This is a genomic window from Leptotrichia sp. oral taxon 215 str. W9775 (assembly GCF_000469505.1).
GTDB lineage: Bacteria > Fusobacteriota > Fusobacteriia > Fusobacteriales > Leptotrichiaceae > Leptotrichia_A.
Genome location: NZ_KI272841.1, coordinates 146,989 through 153,154, shown reverse-complemented (window position 1 = coordinate 153,154; position 6,166 = coordinate 146,989). Strand labels below are relative to the sequence as shown.

Genomic DNA, 6,166 nt, shown 5'->3' with positions numbered 1-6,166 from the left:
GAATTCCAAGTCAAAATACCGTTATGAAGATGGTCAATTAAAGTAGTTGCTTTTGAAATTGCAAAAACAAAAACTAGGTCATAAAAAAGTTCTGAAAATTCTACACGTTTATGTTTAATAAGAGTTGTCATATTAAGTCCTTTCTATTTTAGAAGTATAATTTATTATAACAGAAATGGCAATGAAATACAAGGAGATTCTTAAATAACTTAATGTGGCGCGAATTGTCAACACCTTGACTTCTTTTGTCATTTACTTGTAGTGTAACCATTCCCTTTTTTATTTCATTTGTAGCATAATTTATTGGTATTATTAGATTTTTAAATGAATGTTGGGTACTTATAATCAATCTTAAAAATGTTGTAACTTCTTTTGGTAAATATAAAAAATTGTTCTGATTTGTCTTGTTATTAAAAATAAATTTACTTTACTTATAAATAAAAAAGCTCAATATTCTCAACTTTCCTTTCTTTAATTAAACTCATTTTTATAATTTCTCCTTATTTTTTTCTATTTTAGCACATTTAAATTAAAAATAAAATATAACTGATGAACTAGCTGATAAATTTGATTATAATATTTTACTACTACTTCCTAATTTTTACCTTCTCTTTTCCATATGATAATATTGCCTTTTCATGCTATTTATGTTATTATATTTACAGTAACATAAAAAAATATTTGAGGTGCTGAAATGGCTAAAAAATTTAAATTTAATATTATAAAAACTATAAAAACTTTTCTTGTGTTAGTTTGTTTATTTATACTTTCAACAGTAGGAAAAAATGTTTTTATAAGGCATTTTTTCAATGAAAGGCTTACTGTTATTCCTAACGTTGTAAATCTTAACGAAAAGGATGCTGTAAAATATTTGAAGGATGCAGGACTTAATGTTAAAGTAATTAATTCAAAAACTGAAAAAGTTCCACTTGATACAGTTTACATACAGTTTCCTTTACCTGGAAAAACTGTAAAGGTCAACCGTGCCATACAAATTTGGGTAAATAACGGCAAAGGGCAGGAAGTACCTAATATCATTGGATTGGAACTTCTTGAGGCACGTTCATTGCTGCAGGGGCAGAACATACAGATTGAAAGGATAGATTATCAGCCTTCCAATCAGAAGTACAACACTATATTAGGGGTTTATCCTAAACCTGGAACTACTCTTGAAATAAATCAGAAGATATCAATACTGGTTTCATCACAGAAAGTTGTTGATCCTTCTGTTATGCCTAACTTAATAGGACTGGATCTAAATGATGCGAAAGTATTACTGGCTCAAATTGGATTGGAATTGGGAGGAACTTCTAAGTCAAGCGATCCTACTCTTCCTGTAAATACTATTATTTCAACATCGCCTGCACCAGGACAGAAAGTTACAAAAGGCCAAAAAATTTCTGTTGTTATAAACATTGGTACTCCAGTAAAATCTGATAAACCTTCAGTAGAGGAAATTATAAATCAGACTAACAACCAGATTGATGATAAGCAGATTGATAATATAATTAACAATACTCTGGAAAAAATTGATAAACGTAACAATGAAGATAAAGACAACCAGAAAAAGAATTCTAACCAGAATAATCAAAATAATCAGAACAACAGCAATAATAATTCGGATGATTCAAATGACAATAAAATATTTACAAAACCTAAAAAACGTGAAGTTGATCGTCCTGGCAATGATTAAAATGTGGGTGGTTAGTAAAATATAATTGGGAGGAATTTATATTAAAGGAAAAGTTATTAGAAAAATTAAAGGATTTTACTATGTTTCAGATGAAAGATACTATCATTTGAAGGAAGAAGATACTTATGAATGCAAGCTTAAAGGAACTCTAAAAGTAAAAAATAACAAAATGAACTGTATCATAGGTGATATTGTTGAATTTGATGAAAAGGAAAAAGTCATTACAGGAATTGATGAAAGAAAAAATTTCCTATATCGTCCATTACTTGCCAACATTGATTTTATAGGTATTCTATTTTCCATAGTTTCTCCAGAATTTAATTTTAATGTATTTCAGAAAATGTTATTAAATGCTTCTTGGCAAAATATTCCGGCTATATTAATTATTTCAAAAATTGATTTAGTTGAAAAAAATACTTTAGATGAATTTTTAAACAAAATAAAGGGAAATTTTGGGGAAGAATTTCCAGTTTTTCCTATTTCTACTGAAAAAAATATTGGTCTGACAGAATTAAAGGAATACATAGAAGGAAAATCTGTTACGGTTTCGGGTCCAAGTGGAGTAGGTAAATCAACACTGATTAACTCCCTCATTGGAGAAGAAATTCTTACTACAAATGAAGTCAGCGAAAAGACTTCAAGAGGACGTCACACTACGACAGAAAGCCGTTTTTTCAAAATAAATGCATCTACATACATCATTGATACTCCAGGATTTACATCACTTGATTTTCCAAAACTGGATAACAAAAAAGAACTGGAAACACTCTTTCCTGAGTTTCTTAATCATATCCAGAATTGTAAATTCAGGGACTGTCTCCACAATAATGAGCCTCACTGTGGTATTAAGGAAGCTGTTGAAAATGGCGATATTCCTAAAATGAGATATGAGTTTTACTTAAACTCTCTGGAAAATATTTTTAAAAATTAGATATTGAAGATTAAATAAAATTTATTTAGTAAAGGTGGTTTTTATGGAAAGGAAAATTATTATAGCTCCTTCATTGCTTGCTGCAGACTTCAGTAATTTAAGGGAAGAAATATCAGAAGTGGAAAAACATGGTGCTGAATATTTGCATCTTGATGTTATGGATGGTAACTATGTTCCTAATATAAGTTTTGGAGCTCCTGTTATTTCAGCAATAAGAAAACATAGCAGTCTTGTTTTTGATGTGCATCTTATGGTTGAAAATCCTGATATGTACATAAAAGATATGGTTGATGCAGGTGCAGATATTATCACTGTTCACGCTGAAGCCACAAAACATCTTAACAGAACAGTGCAGTTAATTAAATCCTATGGAAAAAAAGTAGGAATTGCCCTAAATCCGTCTACTCCTCTGGAAATGATAAAGTACGATCTGAAAAATATTGATATGGTACTTATTATGACAGTTAATCCTGGATTTGGAGGACAAAAATTTATAGAAGATATGACAGAAAAAATTAAAGAATTACGTAATATTAATAAGGAGATAGATATTCAAGTAGACGGTGGAATAAATGCCGAAACTGCAAAAAAAGTAAAGGAAGCAGGGGCAAATATCCTTGTTGCCGGTTCTTATGTGTTTAGTGGAAACTATAAGGAAAAAATAGAATCTTTAAAATAATCGATATTAAAAATGAAGGAAAAGGAAGGTACATAATGTATTTAGAAATCGAAGCATTGCTAGATGAATTTTATAAGACATATTATAAAATTGAGGAAATTAACTTGAATCAGGTTATAAAATGTCTTACTACTACTGAATTACACGTAATTGAAGCAATTGGGGAAGAATCTCTTACAATGAATGAGCTCGCTGATAAGCTTGGAATTACAATGGGAACAGCATCTGTTGCAGTAAATAAACTGACAGATAAATATTTTATAGAACGTAACCGTTCTGAAAGTGACAGAAGAAAAGTTTTTGTACAGTTATCTAAAAAAGGACTTCTGGCTTACAAATATCATGGAAACTTTCATTCAAACATTCTTGAAAAAGTCACTTCAGAAATTCCTAAAGAAAAACTCAATACTTTTGTTGAAGTTTTCAAGATAATTGTAAATAACCTTAATAAAGTAAAAAAAGATATTCAGCCAGAATCCATACTGAGCTTTGAAAAGGGAGATATTGTTCAGGTGTCATCTTTTAAAGGGAGCCCCGCAATAAGAAAATATTTGAATGAAAAAGGAATTGTTATAAAATCCCTTATCAAAATACTTGATATTAACAAACACATTATTATGCTGCTTGTTGACGGAGATGAAAAAGTTATCAGTATTGATGATGCTTCTGATATAATGGTTACAAGAAATTATGTATAATTAAATACATGCTTTAAATGGATAATATTTTATATAATCTATGTAAGATTTTATCCATTTTTATTTATTATTTGAAAGGAATTATAAGATATGATATATATTGATGGAATAGGATTATCTTTTTTAATTAAGGAGATAAAGGAAAAAATAGTAAATTACAGACTAACTAAAATTTATCAGTATGACCGTTCCTCACTTTCTTTTTTCTTTGGTAAGAATAATCTTCTTTTTCAGGTTAAGGATAACTCCACAATTTTTTATTTAAAGGAAGAAAAGGATTTGAATACAGATTTTCAGTCAAAATTTCTTCTTTCCCTGAAAAAGCATCTTCTTAATTCTATTCTTATAAATATTAGACAGGAAGGTTTTGACAGGATTGTATATTTTGATTTTGAAAAGCTTAATCAGTTTGGAGATGTTGAAAAGTTTACTCTTACTATGGAGCTAATGGGAAAGGCAAGTAACATATTTCTGACATCCTCAGATGATGAAAAAATTATTTCAGCCCTCTATTTTTCTTCCATAGATGAAGGAAATAGAGTTATAATGACTGGGGCAAGATACACTCTTCCATTTGAGGAGAAAAAAATCTCTCCTTTATATTTGGATGAAGATAATTTCCCATTTGAATCTCCACAGGATTTTATCCGGAAAGTTGAAGGAATAGGAAAAGTTTTTGCCACACAATGTTATAACAGTTATGAAATTTATAAAAAATATATTACAAATTATGTTTCACTTCTTCATGAAGCTGAAATTAGGGGAAAATTACAAAAAATACTTACCTACAATTATTTTTCCGAATATGAGGATAAAGTTACTGAAACAAAGGAATTTTCAACATTAAACGAAGGATTAAACGAATATTTCAGAACAACAATTACATCTAATGTAATTAACGAAAAGAAAAAAGAACTTGTAAAATATGTGGATACTCAAATAAAGAAATTTGAAAAAATACTTAAAAATATAGATATTGATTTAAAAAAGAACGGAAATTATGAAAATTACAAAAATACAGGAGATATATTAGCTGCAAATATGCATTTACTTAAGCACGGTATGGATAAAATAACAGTTTTTGATTTTTACAATAACTGTGATATCACTATTTCCCTTGATCCGTTACTATCTCCAAATGACAATCTGAATTTTTACTATAATAGATATAATAAAGGAAAAAGAACTGAAACTGCCCTTAATGCAAGACTTCTGAATATAAAAAATGAAATAAAATATTTTGAAGAGGTAAAACTTTTTATTGAAAAGGAAACTGACTTTGTCGGTATTGAAGAAATAGAAAATGAGCTGAAATTCAGTGGTAAAAAGAAAATTAAACTTAATAAGGCAAAAAAGAGGGAGCTACTTTCTTTTGAGTATAACGGCTTCAAAATATTTGTTGGAAGAAATAATAAGGAAAATGAAGAAATAACCTTCAATAGAGGTACTTCAAGAGATATATGGCTGCATGTAAAGGATATTCCAGGAAGTCATGTCCTTATCATAAGGGAACAGAAGGAAGTTGACGAAGATACTCTTCTCTATGCGGCTAAACTTGCAGGAGAATTTTCAAAAGCTAATAAAGGTGATAAAGTCACAGTAGATTACTGTGAAAAAAAATTCGTTAAAAAAATTAAAAATTCAAAACCTGGAAATGTAACATACACTAATTTCAAGGCTTTAACAATTACAGTTTAAAATATGAATTTCAAATAACAAATGTTATGATTTTTAAGGGATACTATTTAATATTTTATTGACAAATACCCAAAACTATTGTAAAATTAAGTTACATAAATATTTTTAGGAGGATATATAAATGGCAAGTAAGACAGTTGTTATGACAAACCCTACAGGATTACATACAAGACCAGGTGGTGTGTTTGTAGCTAAGGCAAAAGAATTCGAAAGTGATGTTTTCGTTGAAAATGAAGGAAAAAAAGTAAACGGTAAATCATTGTTAAAATTATTATCAATTGGAATCAAAAATGGTTCTGAAATAACTGTTCACGCAGAAGGGGCTGACGCTGAGCAAGCAGTTGAAGTTTTAGGAGAATTATTAGCAACTATTAGAGACTAATTTACACAATTTAATATTTATCGGATGGAAGGAGATAGTTTAAAACACTTGTTTTAGCTATCTCTATTTTAATAATATCAATATA

General features: G+C 28.9%; 7 protein-coding genes. 6 read left to right on the top strand and 1 reads right to left on the bottom strand.

All coding sequences use genetic code 11. The features are described from left to right. Positions 1–131 (bottom strand): low temperature requirement protein A (locus HMPREF1984_RS11760; RefSeq protein ID WP_021766882.1); only part of this gene is annotated, 131 nt, incomplete at its 3' end. Positions 132–694: 563 nt separating this feature from the next. Here HMPREF1984_RS11760 and HMPREF1984_RS05260 point away from each other — a divergent pair. The 6 genes from HMPREF1984_RS05260 (at position 695) to HMPREF1984_RS05235 (ending at position 6,081) form a co-directional block, all read left to right on the top strand. Continuing rightward, positions 695–1,693 carry a PASTA domain-containing protein gene (locus HMPREF1984_RS05260; protein ID WP_021766881.1) on the top strand — a complete coding sequence of 333 codons (999 nt, stop codon included), beginning with the start codon at positions 695–697 and terminating at the stop codon, positions 1,691–1,693. Between the two features lie 25 nt (positions 1,694–1,718). Further along, entirely contained in the window at positions 1,719–2,624 is a 906-nt protein-coding gene (gene rsgA / locus HMPREF1984_RS05255) for a ribosome small subunit-dependent GTPase A (protein ID WP_021766880.1), read from the top strand. A 43-nt stretch (positions 2,625–2,667) separates the two neighbouring features. Beyond that, entirely contained in the window at positions 2,668–3,303 is a 636-nt protein-coding gene (gene rpe / locus HMPREF1984_RS05250; RefSeq protein WP_021766879.1) for a ribulose-phosphate 3-epimerase, read from the top strand. Between the two features lie 35 nt (positions 3,304–3,338). After that, complete coding sequence (locus HMPREF1984_RS05245) at positions 3,339–4,001, top strand: MarR family transcriptional regulator (protein WP_021766878.1); 663 nt, start codon at positions 3,339–3,341, stop codon at positions 3,999–4,001. Positions 4,002–4,091: 90 nt separating this feature from the next. Then, a complete protein-coding gene (locus HMPREF1984_RS05240) occupies positions 4,092–5,699 on the top strand; it encodes an NFACT family protein (protein ID WP_021766877.1) in 1,608 nt (535 codons plus the stop codon). 121 nt (positions 5,700–5,820) lie between these two features. Beyond that, on the top strand, positions 5,821–6,081 hold the full coding sequence (locus HMPREF1984_RS05235) for an HPr family phosphocarrier protein (RefSeq protein WP_021766876.1): 261 nt from the start codon (positions 5,821–5,823) through the stop codon (positions 6,079–6,081). Positions 6,082–6,166: the final 85 nt, after the last annotated feature.

Excerpts from the sequence above, each read along its gene's own strand:
- HMPREF1984_RS05260 (WP_021766881.1), top strand. The coding sequence starts at position 695 with ATGGCTAAAAAATTTAAATTTAATATTATAAAAACTATAAAAACTTTT.
- rpe (WP_021766879.1), top strand. The coding sequence starts at position 2,668 with ATGGAAAGGAAAATTATTATAGCTCCTTCATTGCTTGCTGCAGACTTC.
- HMPREF1984_RS05245 (WP_021766878.1), top strand. The coding sequence starts at position 3,339 with ATGTATTTAGAAATCGAAGCATTGCTAGATGAATTTTATAAGACATAT.
- HMPREF1984_RS05240 (WP_021766877.1), top strand. The coding sequence starts at position 4,092 with ATGATATATATTGATGGAATAGGATTATCTTTTTTAATTAAGGAGATA.
- HMPREF1984_RS05235 (WP_021766876.1), top strand. The coding sequence starts at position 5,821 with ATGGCAAGTAAGACAGTTGTTATGACAAACCCTACAGGATTACATACA.